Source organism: Lactococcus fujiensis JCM 16395 (genome assembly GCF_002441655.1).
Taxonomy (GTDB): domain Bacteria; phylum Bacillota; class Bacilli; order Lactobacillales; family Streptococcaceae; genus Lactococcus; species Lactococcus fujiensis.
On sequence record NZ_JXJU01000003.1, the window covers coordinates 1 to 20,602 of the forward strand.

Here is a 20,602-nt window from a genome sequence, read left to right on the forward strand (position 1 = left end):
GAAGATAGGGTCGGTGCTAAGTGAAGTAGAGAGAAACTTTGTTTCTCTCTTTTTTTTAATTTTTAGTAGTTTTGAAATGGAGTAAATAGGGTATAATTAGAGTTATGGAAAATAAACACAAATTGTTATTGATTGATGGATCTTCGGTTGCATTTAGAGCATTTTTTGCCCTTTATAACCAGATCGATCGTTTTAAAGCGCCCAGTGGATTGCACACAAATGCTATTTACGGTTTTCATTTAATGTTAACAAATTTGCTTGAAAGAATAGAACCGAGCCATGTTCTAATTGCTTTTGACGCGGGGAAGACAACGTTTAGAACAAAAATGTTCTCTGATTATAAAGGTGGACGGGCCAAGACGCCCGACGAATTCCGTGAGCAGATTCCGTTTATTAAAGAAATGATTGAGAAGTTGGGAATTGCGCACTATCAATTGGTTGACTATGAAGCAGATGACATAATTGGTACTTTAGATAAAATGGCAGAAGCGCCAGATGTATCTTTCGACGTAACGATTGTCACTGGTGATAAGGATATGATTCAGCTAGTAGATAGTAATACGACAGTTGAAATTTCGAAAAAAGGTGTAGCCGAGTTTGAAGCATGGACTCCTGAATATCTTATGGAAAAAATGCAATTGACACCAGCTCAATTCATTGATTTAAAGGCTTTGATGGGCGATAGTTCCGATAATTACCCTGGTGTTACTAAAGTTGGAGAGAAAACAGCGCTAAATTTATTACATGAGTGGGGGTCTTTAGAGAATATCTATGCTAATGTTGAGAGTTTAAAAAAATCAAAAATGAAGGAAAATCTGATTGCGGATAAAGAAATGGCTTTTCTTTCTCAAACATTAGCAACGATAGATACTGTTTCTCCAATTGAAATTGGCCTTGATGATACTGTTTATTCAGGACCTAAGGTCGATGAACTTTCCAAGTTTTATGACGAAATGGGTTTTTCTCAGTTCAAAACCAAATTGAATGTTCAAAATGGAGATACGTCTGAAGAGATTCAAGCTGCTGCTGAGAAAATTGATTTTAAGGTTATTAATGCTTCTGATGAAATTAGCGTAGACGCAAATGATTTCTATTATATTGAAATATTAGGTGATAACTATCATAAAGAAGAGATAATTGGCTTCGCTTGGGGAAATGATAAGGAAGTATTTGTATCTAAAGATTTGTCAGTTCTTGCAAAACTTACATTACCGGTTAATACTTATGATTATAAGAAAAATCGAGTTTTATTGAATCGAATTGGTGTTACAGCGACGTTGCCAAATTATGATGGAATGTTAGCAAAATATCTGATTTCCACGACAGAAGACAATAAAATTTCGACGATTTCAAGACTTTTTGATAATGGAAGTTTGCGTACGGATGAAGAAATATTTGGGAAAGGTTCAAAATTAGCTATTCCTTCTGATGAGGTTTTATTTGCAAGTCTAGCACACAAAGTTCACACATTAGCTGTTAGCAAAGATAAAATGCTCGATGCTTTGGAAGAAAATGAGCAGATTTCATTACTTACGGAAATGGAATTACCTTTGGCTGAAGTTTTGGCAAAAATGGAAATTCAGGGAATTTATGCCAATAAAGAAACATTAGAAGTGATTGGTCAAGAGAATGAAGAACGGTTGTCAGTACTGACAAAAGAAATTTATGACTTGGCTGGTGAAGAATTTAATATTAATTCAACTAAACAACTTGGTGTGATATTATTTGAAAAGCTAAATTTACCACATGGTAAGAAAACGAAAACTGGCTATTCGACTGCTGTAGATGTACTTGAGGGGTTGGCCCCCATTGCTCCGGTTGTAGCAAAAATATTGGAATACCGTCAGGTTTCCAAAGTTCAGTCTACCTATGTCAAAGGCTTAATTCCACAAATTGCCGAGGATGGAAAAATTCATACGCGCTATGTTCAAGATTTAACTCAAACAGGGCGTTTATCTTCAGTAGATCCTAATTTACAAAATATTCCTGTGCGTCTCGAAGAGGGACGAAAAATTAGAAAAGCCTTTGTACCGAGCGAAAATTCGACTTTATTAAGCTCAGACTATTCACAAGTTGAGCTTCGTGTCTTGGCTCACGTTGCTCAAGATCCTAATTTGATTGCTGCATTTAAAGAAGATGCTGATATTCATACCAGTACTGCAATGCGTGTCTTTAATATTGCAAAAGCAGAGGATGTGACTGCAAATGATAGACGTTCTGCAAAGGCAGTCAATTTTGGAATTTCATATGGTGAAACTGAGTATGGTTTGGCTCGACGTTTGGGAATTCCTAATAAAGAAGCAGGAACAATTATCAAAACTTATTTTGAACGTTATCCTGAAGTGGCAACTTATATTGAAAAAACGAAGCGAGATGCTAAAGAAAAGGGATTTGTAAGTACGATGTTCAACCGCCGTCGGAAATTACCAGATATTAATTCGCGTAATTTTAATGTTCGAAATGGAGCAGAACGTCAAGCAATTAATGCACCAATCCAAGGTTCGGCTGGCGATATTTTGAAAATTGCTATGATTAATTTGGATAAAGCCTTAACAGAAATGAAATTGAATGCTAAGCTCCTACTTCAAGTTCATGATGAAATCATTTTGGATGTTCCAAATCAAGAGCTAGATAAAGTAAAAGCTTTAGTGAAGACAACGATGGAGAATGCTGTACAATTATCTGTGCCACTTAAAGTGGACGAAAACACAGGTACTACCTGGTACGAAGCTAAATAAAAAGACTTGGCATAGCCAAGTTTTTTATATAGGATAAACAGGTTAGTCCATCAATAGTTAAGCGAACTGATCAGAAATGGTAGGATTAGCTTAATTCAAAAGTCTTATGTTAGGAAATTAGTATCATCAAGTCAGGCTAATCAGAGTTGAACATATGAAAGACAATATTAATCGGGAAAAAACTCCCCTATGGTTGCCGTATTATTGCTTTCTCTGAAATTTATTAAGTACCCAAATGGCAACAGCGATAATTCCGATTAAGAGCCAGAAGTAGGGATTAAATAGCATCAGAATTCCAGAGATAATTAATCTGATTACAAAGATAAGAAGTAAAATTGGCATAATATAGCGCCAGAAAAAGCTAAAGGCGATAAAGCCAAAGTAAACAAGCAAGAGCGACAGTATTAACAAAAATAGTATTATAGATCCAAAAATCATGATTACTCCTTATTAGTTTCGATTATTTTGACGGCTAACCGTTTTTATTAGCCAGCCGAAGAAAATGATTGCAAGAACGATTTCCCAGAAATGGAAGCTAAAAATAAGCAGCAGTCCTGAAAAGAATAATTTTATTGCAAATAGAATTAAAAGGATAGGTAAGATCAATTTAAAGAATCCTTTTAGCAGGGCAAATCCTATTATTAAAAAGATAATTAAATATAGCATAGTAATTCTCCAGTATTTTTTGAAGTTAGACTTCTTGGTAGCTTTATTATATCAAGAAAAAAGACTGTTTCTTTCAGTCTTTCGTATGATTTTTTTAACTAATATTGTCAGTGCTGGCAAAAAATTAATAACCTTTTTTGACCGTATTTGTTGCAGTTCCCGTTGCATAATTAATTATAGCATTTGGTGAAACGTTATCTAAGGTGACAAGAGTGGTTTGGGCTGTTCCGACCTTCTCTCGGCCACCCCCCAATTTGATTGGAATAGTCCGCCCATTTTGGTCGAGTCCAACGTAAGCCAACCGAATTTGTCGAGGGATTAATTCATTTCCTTTGTAAAGAGGAGTCACTTGATAATCTAAATAATAATGGGGATGATTTGCAAGCCAACTGTCTAGGCGGTTTTCATAATAAAGCATACTTGCTGTATTGCTGTCATTCATACCATTATAATTTCCAGCATTGAACCAAGCAGGTTCTGGAACTAGATTTCTTTTTTCATTATTTAATCCAGAAAATTGATAACCGACCAAATGGCCACGGCTCATCAACCAAGCTTTTTCAACTTTTCCTGAGTTGCTTTTGTAGTAAAAATTGTAATTATGCCATCCTACGGGGTCAACAGTCAAAGGTTCACGTTTGACCTTGGGCTCTTGCGAGTTTTTTAATTGGATGTGCGCATTGACAGCGCGACCCAGTGAATCTAATGGAGCAACTACCATTTGTCTTTCATTTTTAAAGGTTAATGGTCTTTGCTCAATCGAATTAGAAAGAACAATCTTCGTATCAGGTGTCGACGTGGTGTTTTTCTGATCAATGTTTTGTGTCGCAAAGTAACCAATTATTGCAATAACTATGATAAATAGCGTATTAATTAACGACTTTTTATTTTTTCTATGCTTATTCATAACTTAATTATATCAAAAGTTGTATAATAATACTTAGAGAATATAGTAGGAGAAAAGTAATGACTTTTGAATTTGTAAATCCAAGTCAAGAACAGATTTTTGACTATTTGAAAAAAGCTAAAACAATTGCTGTTGTGGGAATTTCAAATAACACTGATCGCAGTTCATATTTAATTGCTGAGGGACTTCAAAAAAATGGCTACGATGTTTCGCTTGTCAATCCACTTTTGGCAGGTCAGACTATTCTCGGACAACAAGTATATGCACGTTTGCAAGATATTCCTTTCCACATTGATATAGTTGACATTTTCCGCAGAAGTGAGTATTTAGCTGAAACAGCAAAAGACTTTATTGAAACAGATGCCGATATCTACTGGGCACAGTTAGGTTTGCAAAGTGAAGATGCTGAAAAGATTTTAAGAGATGCAGGACGAAACGATATTGTTATGAATCGCTGCATTAAAATAGAGTATGCCTACTCAGGATTAGGGAAGAAATAATCTCTCTCCATGAATAAATGACAAAATGACTCTCGTGAAAACGAGAGTTTCCTGTTTATTTTGAGTAAGTAAGCGCAAACTTGAAAAGAAGAAAGGAACGTCAGCAAGAAACATGGTCTTAATGTGTAAAAGTGAAAAAACAGGGTTTTCATAGCTTCTATGTCTTTTTTGTAAAAAAACATTAAATAATAAAGAAAGCTGAAAAATTTAATAAATGAATAATGAAAAAATTTGGACAAAAAACTTCACCATTAATATGGTCTTGAATTTTATGTTCTATCTTGTTTTTTACTTGTTAACCGTAATTATTGGGACAGTTGCCATGACGAATTACCATGCAAGTAGTAGTATTGCGGGAATTCTGTCAGGGATTTTTATTGTCGGTGGTTTTATAGGGCGACTATGGACCGGAAATAATATTACTCGAATTGGGATAAAAAAATTGATGATTGTATCAACACTTTTTTATTTAGTTATGACTTTGGTTTACTTTGTCACACCAAATCTTGAAATATTATTGATCGTTCGATTTTTGCACGGCCTTGCTTTTGGAATTTCGGCGACAACATCTGGAACGTTGGCAGGATTAATTGCACCACGTTCGAAACGTGGAGAGGCAATTGGTTACTATGCTTTGTCTGTAACTTTGGCTTCTGCTGCGGGTCCCTTTTTATCAATATTCTTGTACCATGCATTTAATTTTAACGTTTTGTTGATTATTGCAACTGTTTCGATAGCACTCTCATTGATTGGTGTGTTCGGCCTTAAGGTACCAGAAGATTTGCTTGAAATTAAAAAAGAAAAGACAAAGTTTAGTTGGTCAAATTATTTTGAGAAAACGGCCTTGCCAATTTCACTTGTCGGTTTTTTAGTCGGAATGGCTTACTCATCGATATTGACATATTTAGCTGGTTTTTCTGCGCAACAAGGTTTGGTGACTGCGGGGAGTCTTTTTTATGTCGTTTATGCGATATTTATCTTAGGCTCTCGACCTATTACGGGACGGTTATTTGACATCAAGGGAGACAATTTTATGATGTACCCTACATTTATCCTTTTTGCAATCTCCTTGTGGTTAACTGGGGCGGCACACTCCAGCGCGATGCTTTTGATTGCTGGTGCTTTAGTGGGACTGAGTTATGGGTCATTTTCACCTTTTTCGCAAACGATTGCTATTCGACACGCAAGTCCAGAACGCATCGGGATCGCTACCTCAACGTTCTTTGGACTGTTCGATATGGGCGTTGGTATGGGACCATTTGTTCTTGGGTTTGTCATACCTTATACTGGTTATCGTAATCTATATTATTTAGCGGCACTTTTTGTTCTCGTTGTGATTGGCATTTATTATTTTGTTCATGGTCGGCATGGTGCAAAAATTTTAGATGAATATGATGGAAAATAAAAAAACTCGGAAATTTCCGAGCTTTTTCTTTGTTTTTTCTTTTAATGATGAATGAGTTCTTCATAATACGAAACGTGTGCCATATTAATATAAGGTATTGTCCAAAAGCCAATCAGGCCTCCTGTTATTCCCTGAGCAACGTACCACCAGAAAAAGCTAATGATGAAAATGAAGTAATCTCCCCGCCAGCCGTGCATTTTTTCAGATGATTCACGCAAGACGCCGAAAGCTCCACTATATCTACCTTCTTCGATTTGGTCGAAAAGGACGAAAGTTGCTTGTGACCATCCAAGTCCAAAATAAATTGCTGCAATCCAACCAATGATTGGGATAAACATAAGGACAAATAAAATAAACGCTCGCGTAATTTTGACTGCTAAAATTTTTGTTGCAGTTCCATCTCTAAATGGAATGAAAACATTACTGAATTGTGGATTTTTACGTTCACCGCGGTAAATTTTAATATAATTGAACAAGGCTGCTGCTGATATAATAGCAACAAAAGCGGTAATAATTAATGCCAATAGACCGCTAAAGACTCCCACCAAGGTTTCAAATAAGGTAACGAAATGTCCTTCGTCCATGTTCATCTGATAAGAAATTGTTGACCCAGTTCCCATAATTCCTGCAATGATTGGAATAATAAAGAGTAACATTTTGGCTGTAAAATTGTCTCGTAAAGCCAATTTAGCATTTTCCTTAAGTATTGCTCGGTTCATAATAATTCCTCCTAAAAAATGATTATTTCACTATTTTAATTATAACAAACTAAATTGTAAAATTAATCATACAAAAGTAGTAAAAGTGTTTTAAATTGATATTTTTATATGTAATTTTTTACTAAGGAAGAGGGAGGGCTGTATGTACGTCTCTAATTATGTTATACTTAAAGGTGCTAATTTTAATATGTTAAGGAAAATCTAATGACAGATCACGCGATAAAATATCGTTTAATTAAAAAGGAAAAACATACTGGGGCACGTCTTGGTGAAATTATTACGCCACATGGAACATTCCCCACACCGATGTTCATGCCTGTTGGGACACAAGCGACTGTTAAAACACAGTCGCCAGAGGAATTGAAAGAAATTGGTTCTGGAATTATCCTCTCAAACACGTATCATTTATGGAATCGTCCAGGAGATGAATTAATTGCTGAAGCTGGTGGACTCCATAAATTTATGAATTGGGATCAACCAATTTTAACTGATTCAGGTGGTTTCCAAGTTTACTCGCTCGTTCAAAATAAAAAGAATATTAATGAAGAAGGGGTTAAATTCAAGAGTCATCTGGATGGTCGCAATTTATTTATGTCACCTGAAACGTCAATCGGGATTCAAAATAATCTAGGTTCTGATATTATGATGAGTTTTGATGAGTGTCCTCAATTTTATCAACCGTATGATTATGTGAAAAATTCAATAGAACGAACAACGCGTTGGGCAGAACGTGGAATGAAAGCTCATCGTCGTTGGAATGATCAAGGACTTTTTGGAATTGTTCAGGGAGCTGGATTTAAAGATTTGCGTGAACAATCAGCGCGTGACTTGACTAGCATGGACTTTTCTGGTTATTCGATTGGAGGGCTTGCTGTTGGGGAATCACATCAGGAAATGAATGATGTTTTGGACTTCACTACGCCACTCTTGCCAGAAGACAAGCCTCGTTATTTGATGGGAGTTGGGGCGCCAGATAGCTTGATTGATGGTGTGATTCGAGGTGTGGATATGTTCGACTGCGTTTTACCAACACGTATTGCCAGAAATGGTACATTGATGACTCATTTTGGCCGTGTTAACATCAAAAATGCTAAATTTGAACGAGATTTCACTCCACTTGATCCAATGTGTGATTGTTATACTTGTACCCATTATACGCGTGCTTATCTCCGCCATCTAATTAAAGCAGACGAAACTTTTGGTCTCCGTCTTTGCTCATATCATAATCTTTACTTCTTGGTTAATTTGATGAAAGATGTCCGTCAAGCAATTATTAATGACAATTTACTTGAATTCCGCGAAGATTTTTGCGAACGTTATGGTTATAACTTGCCAAATGCGAAAGATTTTTAATATATTGTAGATGTGTTATAACTTGCAAATCCAGTTCATATTTTGATATAATAAATAGGTTATATGACAAACGATTTCTAAGTTTGCTTAGTCGTTGAGGTTGAAGTAACCTTCAAGGTTGTGGATAGGAAAAGGTAAAACTTTTCTACGTGTGTACTCTGCGAATGTGCAAATGCGACATTAACAATGTGCCGAGTTAGCTCAGTCGGTAGAGCACTTCACTCGTAACGAAGGGGTCACAGGTTCGATTCCTGCACTCGGCATAGTATTAAAATCCAGATTTTTCTGGATTTTTTTTATTTTTGTCATGAATGACAATGATTAAGGTATAATAGATGTGAGTAGGAAAAGGTAAGGAGAAATATGAATTACAGTGATTTTATGAAATCAAAACACATTGCTGAACGTTGGGGTGAAGCTCAGGCTGCACTTGAGAGTACTGATCAGACGCCAGAAGTGGCCTATTATCAAGAGCTATTGAATGATTTCTATGACTACATTCAATATTTGGAATCAAAAACATTTGCCACCAATGACGAGCAAGCTAATCATGAAATAATAAAGGATGAGGTCGAGAAAAAAAGTATTCGGACACAAATTGAATTTCCCGAGCCAGCAAATGATCTGGTTATGCCATCTGTAGCAGAAACTACACCAATTGAAGCAATCCCAGTTAACTTTAGTGATTTATTGAAGGAAAATAAGGAGGTTGTGACAGATGAAGAAGATCCATGGTTTGGATTTATGGAATAAGATATTGTTCCCTTTTTGCTGTTAATAATATGAAAACCTTTCCAAAAGTGTTAAAATGAAGTGAGAAAAAAAGAAATAAAAATAAAGGAGACAATTATGCCCCTAAGTATTTTAGATTATGATCCGTACCTTGAGCCATACAAAGACGATCTTTCTTTTCGATTTTTTGAATTTGCTCGCACTAAAAAGAGACTTTTAGGTGTCGACGGAACGCTTCGAGACTTTGCAAATGGATATCACTATTTCGGTTTCCAGGAAGAACAAAACAATTGGACTTTCCGTGAATGGGCTCCAGCAGCTACGAAAGCCTATTTAGTTGGAGATTTCAATAATTGGGAAAATAACTATGAATTACGGGCTGGATATGGCGGAATTTGGGAAATCTCGATTCCTGGTCAACTTCCGATTGGTTCAAAAGTCAAGGTAAAACTCATTTTGAAAAATGGCGAAACAGTTTATCGTGTACCGAGTTATGCGATGTATGCTATCCCAAATGAAATGGCGCAACTAGATGGTGTTATTGTCAATCCACAATATGAATTTAAAAATAAAGCACCAAAACTTACTGAGGCTCCTTTAATCTATGAAGCTCATGTTGGTATTTCGACTGAAGAGTATCGCATTAATTCTTACAAAGAATTTACTAGAGATATCCTACCGCGAATTAAAAATGAAGGTTACAACACAATTCAGTTGATGGCAATAATGGAGCATCCCCTTTATTCAAGTTTTGGCTATCAAGTTTCAAATTTCTTTGCTGTATCTAGTCGATTTGGACAGCCTGAGGATTTGATGGAGCTGATAGATACAGCACATGGAATGGGCCTCCGCGTTTTACTGGATGTTGTTCATTCGCATGCTGTGAAAAATATTGGAGATGGACTAAACCAATTTGATGGGACGACTTCACAATATTTTCATGAAGGTGCCCGTGGCGAGCACTCTGCATGGAACACGAAATTATTCAATTATGGTAAAGATGAAGTCATTCATTTCTTGCTTTCTAATTTGAAATTCTGGCTTGAAGTTTACCATTTTGATGGTTTTCGATTTGATGGAGTGACTTCAATGCTTTACCTAGATCATGGTTTAGGGACGGCTTTTACAAATTATCAGAAATACTTTTCGCCTAATACTGATGTTGAGGCAGTTACATATTTGATGTTGGCCAATGAATTAATTCATCAAGTCAATCCTGATGCAACGACAATTGCCGAAGATATGTCAGCAATGCCAGGGATGGCGTTACCGATCACAGCTGGCGGGATTGGTTTTGATTATCGACTTTCAATGGGAATTCCAGATTTTTGGATTAAGCAATTAAAAGAAAAAACAGATGACCAACTTGATTTAATGAGTCTTTGGTGGGAATTAACGACACGTCGTCCAGGCGAAAAAAATATTGGCTATGCGGAATCACATGATCAGGCACTGGTGGGTGATAAAACGATTATGATGTGGTTGGCTGATGCAGACATTTATTGGAAAATGGATACTGGAAGTCAGTCACTTGTCATTGACCGAGCAATCGCCTTGCATAAATTAATTCGTTTGGTAACTTTCAGTCTTGCTGGAGAAGGTTATCTTAATTTCATGGGAAATGAATTTGGGCATCCTGAGTGGCTTGATTTTCCTCGTCAAGAGAATGGCGATAATTTCCAACATGCTCGTCGACAGTGGTCATTGGCAGATAATGACGATTTACGTTTTAAATATTTATTAGCCTTCGACCATGATATGATCGAACTGGAGCACAAGTTTAATTTTCTTGGTGAAACCGATAGTTTACAGCAAAAATGGGTCAAAAATGAGGATAAGTTGTTAGCCTATCAAAAAGGAAATTTACTCTTTGTTTTCAATTTCCACCCAAGTTACGAACAAAAGTTGTCATTAATGACGGATGCAAAACCGGAACTTATTTTTGATACTGACGACTCAAAATATGGTGGTTTTGGTCCTCGGAGTAGTTTCGGTTGGTCTAAAGGCAAACTTAATCTAATCCTTGCTCCTCGAACGGCCATGGTCTTTAAGATATGATGATTGTAAACTAAGTTTACAGTAAAGGATAGTGTCAACCAAAAAAAGTGTAAAGCCTGTAAGTACAGGCTTTTTTATGTCAATCAAACAGTAAAGGAATTGAGTAATTTTTGATATAATATGAAGATGGGAAAAATCGAATTAAAAGCAGATGAACGCATTGATGAAATTGCTTCATCAGGTGTTCACATTATACAAAGTAAGGAAGTATTTAGCTTCAGTATTGACGCTATTCTTTTAGCGCGCTTTCCAAGACTACCTCAAAGAGGGCAGATTATCGATCTATGTGCAGGAAATGGCGCAGTAGGTTTGTTTGCCAGTAGTTTGACAAAAGCAAATATTACAGAATTAGAACTGCAAGATCGTTTGGCAGATATGGCGCAGCGTTCGATAGAATTCAATCATCTTGAAAATCGAATGTCTGTCATCAATGACAACCTCAACCGAGCAATGTCTTATTTTAATCACTCCAGTACGGATTTAATTCTTTGTAATCCCCCCTATTTTAAGGTGGAGTCAGACAGTCGTTTGAATGAAAGTCAACATTACACTTTGGCTCGCCACGAATTAACAACGAATCTTGACGAAATTTTTGACATCTCGAAAAAACTGCTCAAATCGAATGGGCATATTGCAATGGTTCATCGCCCAGAGCGTTTTTTTGAAATTGTAGATAAAATGCGAGCAAATAATTTACAGCCCAAGTGGATTCAATTTGTTTACCCCAAAGCTGATTCTCCTGCCAATATTTTATTGATAGATGCAATAAAAGATGGGAAACAAGGGGGAGAAGTTTTCTTGCCACCACTGATTGTGCATCATGCTGATGGTACATATACGAAAGAAATTAATGATATTTATTATGGAAAAGATTAAGTTTTAACCTTATCATATCACTCAAACTAATAATATAAGAGCCTCTGTCCTAGACAGAGGCTTTTGCTCCAAATCCTATAAACGCTGACAAAATAAAAAAACAGCCAAGGGCTGCTTATTAATAAATCATGTCGTAAATTTCAATTGCAACAAGGTCAATATCATCGAACAAGGCGGCATCTTTTTGTTTAGGGTAGCGAATAGAGAAGACCCCATTGCCTTCTTCATCAGTTGCAAAGCTAACAGTTGCCATAATCTCGCCTTCACGTTCGAAGTTGTATGTTTCTTTAGGGTCACCACTTTCAACCAAGCGATTCAAGCGATTCATAATCGCCAATAAATGTGATTTCATTATTTATATCCTTTCAAATCAGTGAAAATTTGCTCACTCTTTGTCCTTTTCTATTTTAACATAAGTTTGCAGATTTTTCGCTAGTTTACTAGCTTTTCTAGCAAAATATTTCGCACGAATTTGTTCACGTTTAATTCCACGGGTCACATTAATTGGCATTTGGCGAACAGCATCTTCCATCTTGGCGGGTAAACGATTCTCTTCAAAATGTTTACGCGTTTTATATTCAATAATGGCATCTAAATAAAAGAGATAAACTTGTTTCGCAAAATTTTCGGCAGAAATCTCATACAGTTTGTCATTAAATTTGAGCCGATCAATCGGAGTATAGGACTCTAATGCTTCACTGGTTACCTTTGCAATTTGATCATCTCCTTTGAAAAGACGACCGAACTCAACATCATCAATCAAATCTTCCAAATAGGGATTATCTGCTGCTAAAACACGCGTTCCGGCTGCAATTGCTTCTAAATAGGTCAGACCTTGTGTTTCAGAAGTAGAGGCAGAGATGAAGAAATCGGACATTTTGTAGTAATAGGCTGTCTGTTCATTTGGCACCTGACCAGTGAAAATAATTGACGATTTCAAATTTAATTCATCAACTAGATTTTTAAGCGTTTCTTCGTATGGACCATGTCCAACGATGACTAATTTTACAGGATAATTCATAAGGAGTTCAGGCATTGCCTTAATAACTGCCTGAATATTTTTTTCAGCGGCAATACGGGAAAGTGATAGCAAAATAATTTCGTCCGGCTTGACCCCTAATTTTAATCTTAAACGTTGAACTTCTTCCTCAGTAATATCAGGTCTTTTGAAACGATTGACCTCAATTCCTGTGGGAATCACACGTTTTGGAATTATTACTCCGTAACCATTGACCGTATCAAGGACCATCTCACTTGGGCAGATGATCCCTTCGACACCACGTAAGAAGTTACGAATGATATATTTAACCATTGAAGGCCTAATGAGTCGTCCTTTGGCAATATAATGGACATAATCTTCATATTTGGTGTGTAACGTATGAATCACTGGAATTCGAAGTTGTTGAGCTACCATTTTTCCTAAAATTCCCATTCCAAATTCAGTTTGCGTATGAATAATGTCCAAATGGTAATCTTTGGCAATTAAATATGCAGCAAAAACACCCTTAATGACAATTTTTCGTTCAGCAAGGGAAACAAAAGGAATTGACTGTAAGCGAATGATATTTCGTTCGTGGTCAACATCGGCATTTTCGTCAGTTGTAGTAAAAATATAAACTTCGTGTCCTAATTTTTCAAGCTCGGTCGATAGTGTTTGAATACTGGTCGCCACACCACTGACTTGTGGTAAATAACTATCTGTAAATAAACCTACTCTCATAATTCAATTTTTCCTAATCTAATCTTTTAGATCATAAGCCTCTTGATAGGCAGCTAAAAGTTCTTCCGCTGAATGTTGAATGCTTCTTGATTGTGCAACTTTGTATCCTTCAGCGGTTTTGTCGACTCTTCCATCAAGGACATCACGTAATGCACGTACAAACCCGTTGACATCTTTTGCCATACTTGCTGATTGATCATCCAGCCAGCCATTATAAACAGGAATATCTCGCACCACCACTTTTTGATGGCTGGCTAAAGCTTCAAGAACAACGATTCCTTCCGTTTCTTCGCGTGAAGGAAAGAAGAAGCAATCAGCTTCAGTCATGGCACCTTCAAAAACATCTCCAGCAATATAACCGGGGAATTCTAGATTTTGAGGATGATTTTTCTTAACTAAGCGACGAATCCAACCTGGAATGGTCCATAAATTTTGGTAGCCAAACCAGATAAATCGAACATCAGGCATTTTTTCGGCAACTTTAGCAAAGTCATCAATCCCCTTACGCTTAAAATAAAGTGCAGCAGTGATGACCACTTTTTCGCCCGGCTTGATTTTAAAATGTTCACGAAAAGCAGCTTCTTTTGCCTCAGAACGCGAATATTTTGCCAAATCTATCCCGTTTGAAATCGGAATAATTGGACAGTTAATCCCATAAGATCGTATTAAACTTTTAGAATACTCGGTTGGGGTAATAATTAAATCTGCAGCTTTATAAAATCGCATGAGGTACATTTTGAAAAATGGAGCAATAAAATTTGATAGGAGGAATGAATCTTGAAAATCCTCTTTTGTCGAGTGACCATGGAAAATCACTTTTTTCCCCGCTTTTTTAGCCTTTTTCAACATTTTCCAACTGTTTGGACCATAAGTGTTCAAATGCAAGATGTCGTAATCTTCATTCGGATCCTTTGTCCAGTCAATATGCATCAAATCTAGGGCACGTTGTTGATGTTTCATCGCACGACCGATCCCTGAACGACTCAGAAAATCTTCGGCTTCTAAATATAATAATATTTTCATACTTAATTTATATTTTACCACAAATATGGAGAGAATTGAAAACAGATTCTGGGCCTTTAGTATGAAAAAGCAACTTTCAGTTGAAAGTTGCTATGAATTGAATTATGGATTTGAATTTGAATTTGATGATGTAGATGTTTTTAAATCACTACTTGATTTGTTCAATACGAGAGAAGCGGTATGTGATTTACCATTTCGATAATAGGTAACGGAAATTGTGTCACCGACATTATGTTTATAGAGCGCACTCTGAAGATCCGTTGATGAGGTAATGGTTGAATCACCAATCTTAGTAATGACATCGCCTTGTTTAAGTCCCGCAACTGCTGCTGGCATTCCAGATTGGACGCTATTGACAACCACACCCCCTGTGACAGAATTTGGTAAATTTAATTTTGCAAGTTCATCAGATGAGAATACTGACAAATCATACATCGTAATTCCAAGTGCTGGTCGAACGACTTTTCCTTCTTTTTCAAGCTTAGCAATAATATTAACGACGTCATTTGAAGGAATCGCAAATCCCATACCTTCAACAGAAGTACTTCCATCGCTTGTTGTGGTTAATTTTGACTGAGTAATACCAATTACTTGCCCATCAATATTGATTAAGGCACCACCGGAGTTACCTGGATTGATTGACGCATCAGTTTGAATCGCATTTACACTGACGTTCTGATTTTCATCGTTTGTCATTGAAACTTGTCGATTAATTGCAGATACTATCCCTTCGGTTGCAGTATTTGCAAACTCGCTACCAAGTGGTGATCCGACGGCTATTGCTGGCTCTCCAATGGTCAATTTACTTGAATCAGCAAATGTAGCGACCTCTTTAACGTATTTTGAACTAATTTTCAGGACGGCAAGGTCTGTATAAGAATCAGCACCAACGACGGTTGCTTTCACTCTTTGACCGCCTGCTAAGAGAACTTCTAGCGACGAATTTCCCTCAATGACGTGATTGTTCGTAACAATATAAGCGTAATCGCCAGATTCTTTGTAAATTACGCCAGAACCTTCACTTGCAGGACCGGATGAAGAACTCTGTGCAGCGCTAGACCCATTTCCAAAAATTTGACTATAAATATCACTTGTCGAACTATTATCTTGATAATTTAGTACAGAAACGACAGCATTTGAAACTTTTTTAATTGCTGAAGTTGTATTAGTCGTAACACTTGTTTTTACTGTATTAATCTGTGATGTTGCCGCTGAATTAGTTGTGCCAGATGTTCCTTGAGTTTGCTCGTAGATTGCATTCCCTCCGAGGGCTACAGCTCCGCCAACGACACCGGTTAAAAGCAACTTTGCTATATTTCCTTTTTGCATTGGTTTCCCCTTCTTGTTTTTCTAATGTTTCTATAATAAATATTTTATACTCACACACTTAATAGTACCTTAATTGTTGATAAAAAGGAAATGATATCCTACTTATCCACAGTTTTGTGAATAAATGGAATAAGTCTGTGGGAAAGTGGAGTAATATTTTTGTTTTTCCACAGAAAAGTGGAAAAACTTGTTGATTTGTTGATAACTACAAGTTTTCACTCAGTTTTCAACAGGGGGAAAATTAAGATTGAGGGAAAATATAAAAAAACAATGAAAATGGTGTAAAAAAAGCTGAAAATTTGGTAAATTAGATATGAATAATAGGAAAAGTGGGAAAAATGAAGATAAAATTAATCGTTGTTGGAAAATTGAAAGAAAAATATCTAAAAGAAGGAATCTCAGAGTACCAAAAAAGGTTGTCAACCATGATCCCTGTGGAAATTATTGAATTACCGGATGAAAAAATCCCAGACCGAGCATCTGCAAAGGAAATGGAACTCGTGAAGGCTCGTGAAGGTGATAAAATATTGGCTCGTATTGGGGGCGATGACAAAGTTGTCATCCTTGCAATTAACGGTAAATTGATGTCGTCAGAGGATTTGGCAGACTTGGTTAAAAACTCCGAGATTTATGGCACCAATAATTTGGTACTCATTATCGGTGGGTCGCTCGGTTTATCTGATGAGGTGAACAAGCGTTCAGATGTCCAGATTTCATTTGGCCGCATGACATTACCGCACCAGTTAATGCGCTTAGTTTTGATGGAGCAAATTTATCGAGCACAAATGATTAATCGAGGATCAGCATATCATAAATAGGAGTAATAATGGATATTATTGAACAATTTTATGCGGCTGCAGATGCGATTAATGCCGTAAGTCAAAAAGCATATCTGCGTAATCAATTTGAATTCTTAGGGATAAAAACACCAATTCGAAGGGCAATATCTAAAGCTTTTATAAATGAATTGGCATCAACAAAAGAAATCGACTGGGAGCTTGTGGATAAGTTGTGGGAACTTCCTGAACGGGAATTTCAATATTTAGCTACGGACATATTACGTAAGATGAAAAATAGTCTAGAAGTTCAAGATTTTGAAAAAATTAAAGACTTAGCTTTAAGAAAATCTTGGTGGGACACGGTGGATAGTTTAGATGAACTCATCGGTGCTGTTATTCAAAGGGAAGTGAAAGCAAATTCAAAAAGCCCCCATGAACTGACTCCCTCTCAAAAAATGAGTATTAAATGGGCGAAAAATGAGAACTTTTGGGTTCGTCGGATTGCCATTGATTGTCAATTGGGATTCAAAGATAAAACCAATACGAGATTGCTTTCTTCAGTGATAAAAGCCAATTTAGCTGGTTCCAAATTTGCTGATGAATTTTTTATTAATAAATCCATAGGTTGGGCATTAAGAGATTATTCTAAAAGTAACCCTGAATGGGTACGAGAATTCTTAATGGAAAATGAAAAAGAAATGAGTAAACTTTCTATTCGTGAGGCGGCCAAATATATTTAAAAAATTCCTATTTTTAGGAATTTTTATTTTTTTAAGGGAAGTTCATGGTATAATATTGGCAAAAGGAGGGGTGATATGAAAATTAGTGTAGAAAATTTAACTTTTGCTTATGGACCAAAAAAGGTTTTAAAAGCTGTAACAACGACTTTTGAAAATGGTAAGATTTATGGTCTTGTAGGGAAAAACGGTGCAGGAAAAACCACATTTTTTAAAGCCTTGACGAATATTATCACGAATTATTCAGGGGAAGTCAAATATGATGGGAAAGAAATACGTAAGCATCCATCCGCACTGACGAAAGTTGGAATTTTGCTTGATGATATTGAGCTCTATAAGTCTTACACAGGTTGGTTTAATTTACGCTATTTCGGTGGCCTACGTGGCTATTTTGATGAAGAAGTAGCGCGTAGATTAGCTGAGGAGTTAGATATTGCGGAAAATCTCAATGAAAAAGTTGCTACTTACTCTCTGGGAATGGGCAAAAAATTATTGCTTCTGATTTCATTAATGAATGATGCGGAAGTCTTGATTTTTGATGAACCATTACGTGGAATTGATGCTAAAGCAGTAAATTGGTTTAGGCAATATTTGCTCGATTTAAAAAGAAAAGGAAAATTAATTCTTATTTCAAGCCATGTTCAAGAGGATATCGAAAAATTGTGTGATGAAGTCTTTGTCCTTGATGAGGGGGCATTCACCGAGCACTTTGATCTGAATGACGACAGCCAATCGCTCATTTACAAAGTTTGGGTCAATGAGCCGTCGGTGTTGACAGAATTGCTGATTAGCAAGGGAATCACTTATGACTATCATCAAAAAGAAGTTAACTTTGAAGCGACACCTGAGCTTTTTCAAGAAATATTTCAAGATGCAGTTAATCGTGATCTTATTTTTACAGAAATCAAAAAAGAATCAAAATTTGCAGCTTTTGTGAATTAGACAAGGATAGAAATAATTAAGGAGTTAGGATGACTAAAACTAATATTTTTAAAATGGAACTCTATCGAAATTTGAATGACCGAGCCTATATCATAGTGATTTCTGTTTTGACAGGATTATTTACACTGGCCACAGCCCTTGGTGTTCCCTTACTGAAAGGGGCAGGGGGTCATGAAATTCAACCCCTGCTTTACTTTGAGATTCCATTTCTGGTCGCTCTGTTTATTGCGTTTTGGGCTTTTGCTATCATTTACCCATGGCATTTACTAAGCACAGATTATAACAATAAAGTCCTGAGTTTAGTGATTGCAAGTGGTGTAAAACGAAGTAATTACTATTTCATCAAAATCATTGCTACGATTTTGACTAATATGATGGCGTATTTTGTAATAGGTATTTTACCGGTTGTCATATTGGCTGGTTTCTTCAATGCTGAGTTCGTCAGTTTTGTGCAAACTTTTATCAAAGGATTTACGATGGCAGAGGGCTGGATCATATTACTCAGCTTGATTTTCTCTAGTATTTCTTCAATTGTCATCTTTTATTTTGTTGTGATTTTTACAAAAGGGAAATTCTGGGGGATTTTTGTTTATTTTGGTATAAGCCTTGGGTTGGGGGTTGTAGTAAGCACAATCAATTATTCAATGGCATTTGTGGGCACACAAACGATGTCGGATAGTACACCATTTTTTGGCTCATCTTGGTTTGATATTGCTGTTTCCATTGCTAAAATTATCGTGTTTGTATTCGTGGGCTACCGGACATTAAATCGTCAAGATTTGTAAGAAATGTAATTTAAAGGTTATTTGACAGGGCTTTAAGACTGTGATAGAATTATACTAACGCTTAATTTGAGCTAAACAAAGGATTGGAAAATGAATTATATGTCACTTATACTTATCGTGGTTGTTTTTGGTGGAATGATGTTCTTTATGAACCGTCAACAAAAAAAACAACAACAACAACGTCAAAATCAACTCAACTCAATGCAACCAGGTTCTGAAATCATCACAATTGGTGGTCTACACGGAATTCTTTCTAGCATTGATGATGCTAAAGGCACAATTGAATTGGACTGCGAAGGAGTTATCTTAACTTTTGACCGTTCTGCTGTTAAAACAGTAAAACCAGCAACGACAGTTGAAACACCTGCAGAAGCAGCAACTCCAGTAGAAACTATTGAAAGCCCAATTGAAGAAAATTAATATATAAAAAAGTCTGTCAGAGACGCAATTGTCACCTTTGTAATAATGTTGACAACTGTCACTACTGACAGCTTTTTTTATACATGAATTGCTTGTTGGATAAAAATTTGTGATACAAAATCTAGCGGAAATATGGTAAAATAGGAATACTAACTGTGAGGTACTATGATAAATCATTCAAACAACTTACAAGATGAAATTCCTCTCCCTGAACACATTGGGATTATTATGGATGGCAACGGGCGTTGGGCAAAGGCTCAAGGTAAACCGCGCATCTTTGGACATAAAGCAGGAATGGATGTCCTTAAGGAAATTGCCGTTCACGGTCAACACCGTGGCATAAAAGTCATGACTGTTTACGCTTTTTCGACTGAAAACTGGTCAAGACCTATTGATGAAGTCAAATTTATAATGAGTTTGCCAATCGATTTTTACAGCAAATATATCCCTGTATTGAAGGCAGAAAATATCCAAATTCGAATGATCGGAGAACGGGATGGAATGCCTAAGGCAACCTTGGCTTCAATTGATCGTGCAGCGCGTGAAACTGCTGGAAATACCGGTATGATATTGAATTTTGCGATGAATTATGGTGGAAGAAGAGATATAGTATTAGCTGTGCAAGAACTTGCAAGAACTGGGACAGACTTATCAACTGTGACCGAGGAACAAATTTCAGCTCACTTACAAACTTCAATTTTACCAACTGGAATTCAAGACCCGGATTTCATTATTCGAACTTCGGGTGAAGAACGCTTATCAAATTTCTTACCTTGGCAATCAGCTTATAGTGAACTCTATTTTACAGATGTCCTATGGCCAGATTTTAATCCGGATGAATTTGATTTGGCACTTGAAGCATTTCAAAAGCGCGACCGTCGCTACGGGGGCGTAAAGGTTAAATAAGAGCTCG

Annotated in this window: 18 protein-coding genes, 1 tRNA gene and 1 pseudogene; 14 read left to right on the top strand and 6 right to left on the bottom strand. The window is 36.5% G+C overall.

The window, feature by feature from the left end:
* Positions 1–104 precede the first annotated feature (104 nt).
* The gene (gene polA / locus RT41_RS02855; RefSeq protein WP_096817329.1) at positions 105–2,738 is read left to right on the top strand and encodes a DNA polymerase I; all 2,634 of its coding nucleotides are present in this window, start codon (positions 105–107) and stop codon (positions 2,736–2,738) included.
* An 802-nt stretch (positions 2,739–3,540) separates the two neighbouring features.
* On the opposite strand, the pseudogene RT41_RS02870 reads toward polA, so the two are convergent.
* Positions 3,541–4,149 (bottom strand): annotated as a pseudogene (locus RT41_RS02870) (DNA/RNA non-specific endonuclease); the annotation flags it as partial.
* Between the two features lie 221 nt (positions 4,150–4,370).
* Between RT41_RS02870 and RT41_RS02875 the strand changes: the two are divergent.
* Together RT41_RS02875 and RT41_RS02880 are read left to right on the top strand one after the other, a co-directional pair.
* Positions 4,371–4,811 carry a CoA-binding protein gene (locus RT41_RS02875; protein WP_096817336.1) on the top strand — a complete coding sequence of 147 codons (441 nt, stop codon included), beginning with the start codon at positions 4,371–4,373 and terminating at the stop codon, positions 4,809–4,811.
* A gap of 214 nt (positions 4,812–5,025) precedes the next feature.
* A complete protein-coding gene (locus RT41_RS02880) occupies positions 5,026–6,216 on the top strand; it encodes an MFS transporter (RefSeq protein ID WP_096817339.1) in 1,191 nt (396 codons plus the stop codon).
* Positions 6,217–6,257: 41 nt separating this feature from the next.
* Here the strand turns inward: RT41_RS02880 and RT41_RS02885 are convergent, their stop codons facing one another.
* Positions 6,258–6,935, bottom strand: coding sequence for a DUF975 family protein (locus tag RT41_RS02885; protein ID WP_054639185.1), 678 nt, complete (start codon positions 6,933–6,935; stop codon positions 6,258–6,260).
* Positions 6,936–7,139: 204 nt separating this feature from the next.
* Here RT41_RS02885 and tgt point away from each other — a divergent pair, with 204 nt between their 5' ends.
* The 5 genes from tgt to RT41_RS02910 all read left to right on the top strand — a co-directional run bounded on the left by tgt (position 7,140) and on the right by RT41_RS02910 (position 11,954).
* Entirely contained in the window at positions 7,140–8,288 is a 1,149-nt protein-coding gene (gene tgt, locus RT41_RS02890) for a tRNA guanosine(34) transglycosylase Tgt (RefSeq protein ID WP_054639184.1), read from the top strand.
* A 190-nt stretch (positions 8,289–8,478) separates the two neighbouring features.
* Positions 8,479–8,551: transfer RNA gene (locus RT41_RS02895), tRNA-Thr, on the top strand.
* A gap of 100 nt (positions 8,552–8,651) precedes the next feature.
* Entirely contained in the window at positions 8,652–9,041 is a 390-nt protein-coding gene (locus RT41_RS02900) for a hypothetical protein (RefSeq protein ID WP_054639183.1), read from the top strand.
* A gap of 96 nt (positions 9,042–9,137) precedes the next feature.
* Positions 9,138–11,078, top strand: coding sequence for an alpha-amylase family glycosyl hydrolase (locus RT41_RS02905; RefSeq protein WP_096817342.1), 1,941 nt, complete (start codon positions 9,138–9,140; stop codon positions 11,076–11,078).
* A gap of 126 nt (positions 11,079–11,204) precedes the next feature.
* The gene (locus RT41_RS02910) at positions 11,205–11,954 is read left to right on the top strand and encodes a tRNA1(Val) (adenine(37)-N6)-methyltransferase (RefSeq protein ID WP_096817344.1); all 750 of its coding nucleotides are present in this window, start codon (positions 11,205–11,207) and stop codon (positions 11,952–11,954) included.
* Positions 11,955–12,072: 118 nt separating this feature from the next.
* Here the strand turns inward: RT41_RS02910 and RT41_RS02915 are convergent, their stop codons facing one another.
* The 4 genes from RT41_RS02915 to RT41_RS02930 form a co-directional block, all read right to left on the bottom strand.
* Positions 12,073–12,306, bottom strand: coding sequence for a DUF1797 family protein (locus RT41_RS02915; RefSeq protein WP_054639182.1), 234 nt, complete (start codon positions 12,304–12,306; stop codon positions 12,073–12,075).
* A gap of 33 nt (positions 12,307–12,339) precedes the next feature.
* Positions 12,340–13,674 (bottom strand): glycosyltransferase family 4 protein, encoded by a 1,335-nt coding sequence (locus RT41_RS02920; RefSeq protein WP_054639181.1) that lies wholly within the window; start codon positions 13,672–13,674, stop codon positions 12,340–12,342.
* Between the two features lie 18 nt (positions 13,675–13,692).
* Positions 13,693–14,697 carry an LTA glycolipid anchor biosynthesis glycosyltransferase, IagA/BgsA family gene (locus tag RT41_RS02925; protein ID WP_096817346.1) on the bottom strand — a complete coding sequence of 335 codons (1,005 nt, stop codon included), beginning with the start codon at positions 14,695–14,697 and terminating at the stop codon, positions 13,693–13,695.
* A 102-nt stretch (positions 14,698–14,799) separates the two neighbouring features.
* Positions 14,800–16,026, bottom strand: a complete 1,227-nt coding sequence (locus RT41_RS02930) for a S1C family serine protease (protein ID WP_096817348.1) — start codon at positions 16,024–16,026, stop codon at positions 14,800–14,802.
* Between the two features lie 338 nt (positions 16,027–16,364).
* Here RT41_RS02930 and rlmH point away from each other — a divergent pair, with 338 nt between their 5' ends.
* The 6 genes from rlmH (at position 16,365) to RT41_RS02960 (ending at position 20,595) form a co-directional block, all read left to right on the top strand.
* Positions 16,365–16,844, top strand: coding sequence for a 23S rRNA (pseudouridine(1915)-N(3))-methyltransferase RlmH (gene rlmH, locus RT41_RS02935; protein WP_096817350.1), 480 nt, complete (start codon positions 16,365–16,367; stop codon positions 16,842–16,844).
* 8 nt (positions 16,845–16,852) lie between these two features.
* Positions 16,853–17,545, top strand: a complete 693-nt coding sequence (locus RT41_RS02940; RefSeq protein WP_096817352.1) for a DNA alkylation repair protein — start codon at positions 16,853–16,855, stop codon at positions 17,543–17,545.
* A gap of 75 nt (positions 17,546–17,620) precedes the next feature.
* Positions 17,621–18,484 (top strand): ABC transporter ATP-binding protein, encoded by an 864-nt coding sequence (locus tag RT41_RS02945; protein ID WP_096817354.1) that lies wholly within the window; start codon positions 17,621–17,623, stop codon positions 18,482–18,484.
* Positions 18,485–18,513: 29 nt separating this feature from the next.
* On the top strand, positions 18,514–19,269 hold the full coding sequence (locus RT41_RS02950) for a hypothetical protein (protein WP_096817356.1): 756 nt from the start codon (positions 18,514–18,516) through the stop codon (positions 19,267–19,269).
* A 90-nt stretch (positions 19,270–19,359) separates the two neighbouring features.
* A complete protein-coding gene (gene yajC, locus RT41_RS02955) occupies positions 19,360–19,689 on the top strand; it encodes a preprotein translocase subunit YajC (RefSeq protein ID WP_054639177.1) in 330 nt (109 codons plus the stop codon).
* 165 nt (positions 19,690–19,854) lie between these two features.
* Positions 19,855–20,595 (top strand): undecaprenyl pyrophosphate synthase, encoded by a 741-nt coding sequence (locus tag RT41_RS02960; protein WP_054639176.1) that lies wholly within the window; start codon positions 19,855–19,857, stop codon positions 20,593–20,595.
* Positions 20,596–20,602 lie beyond the last annotated feature (7 nt).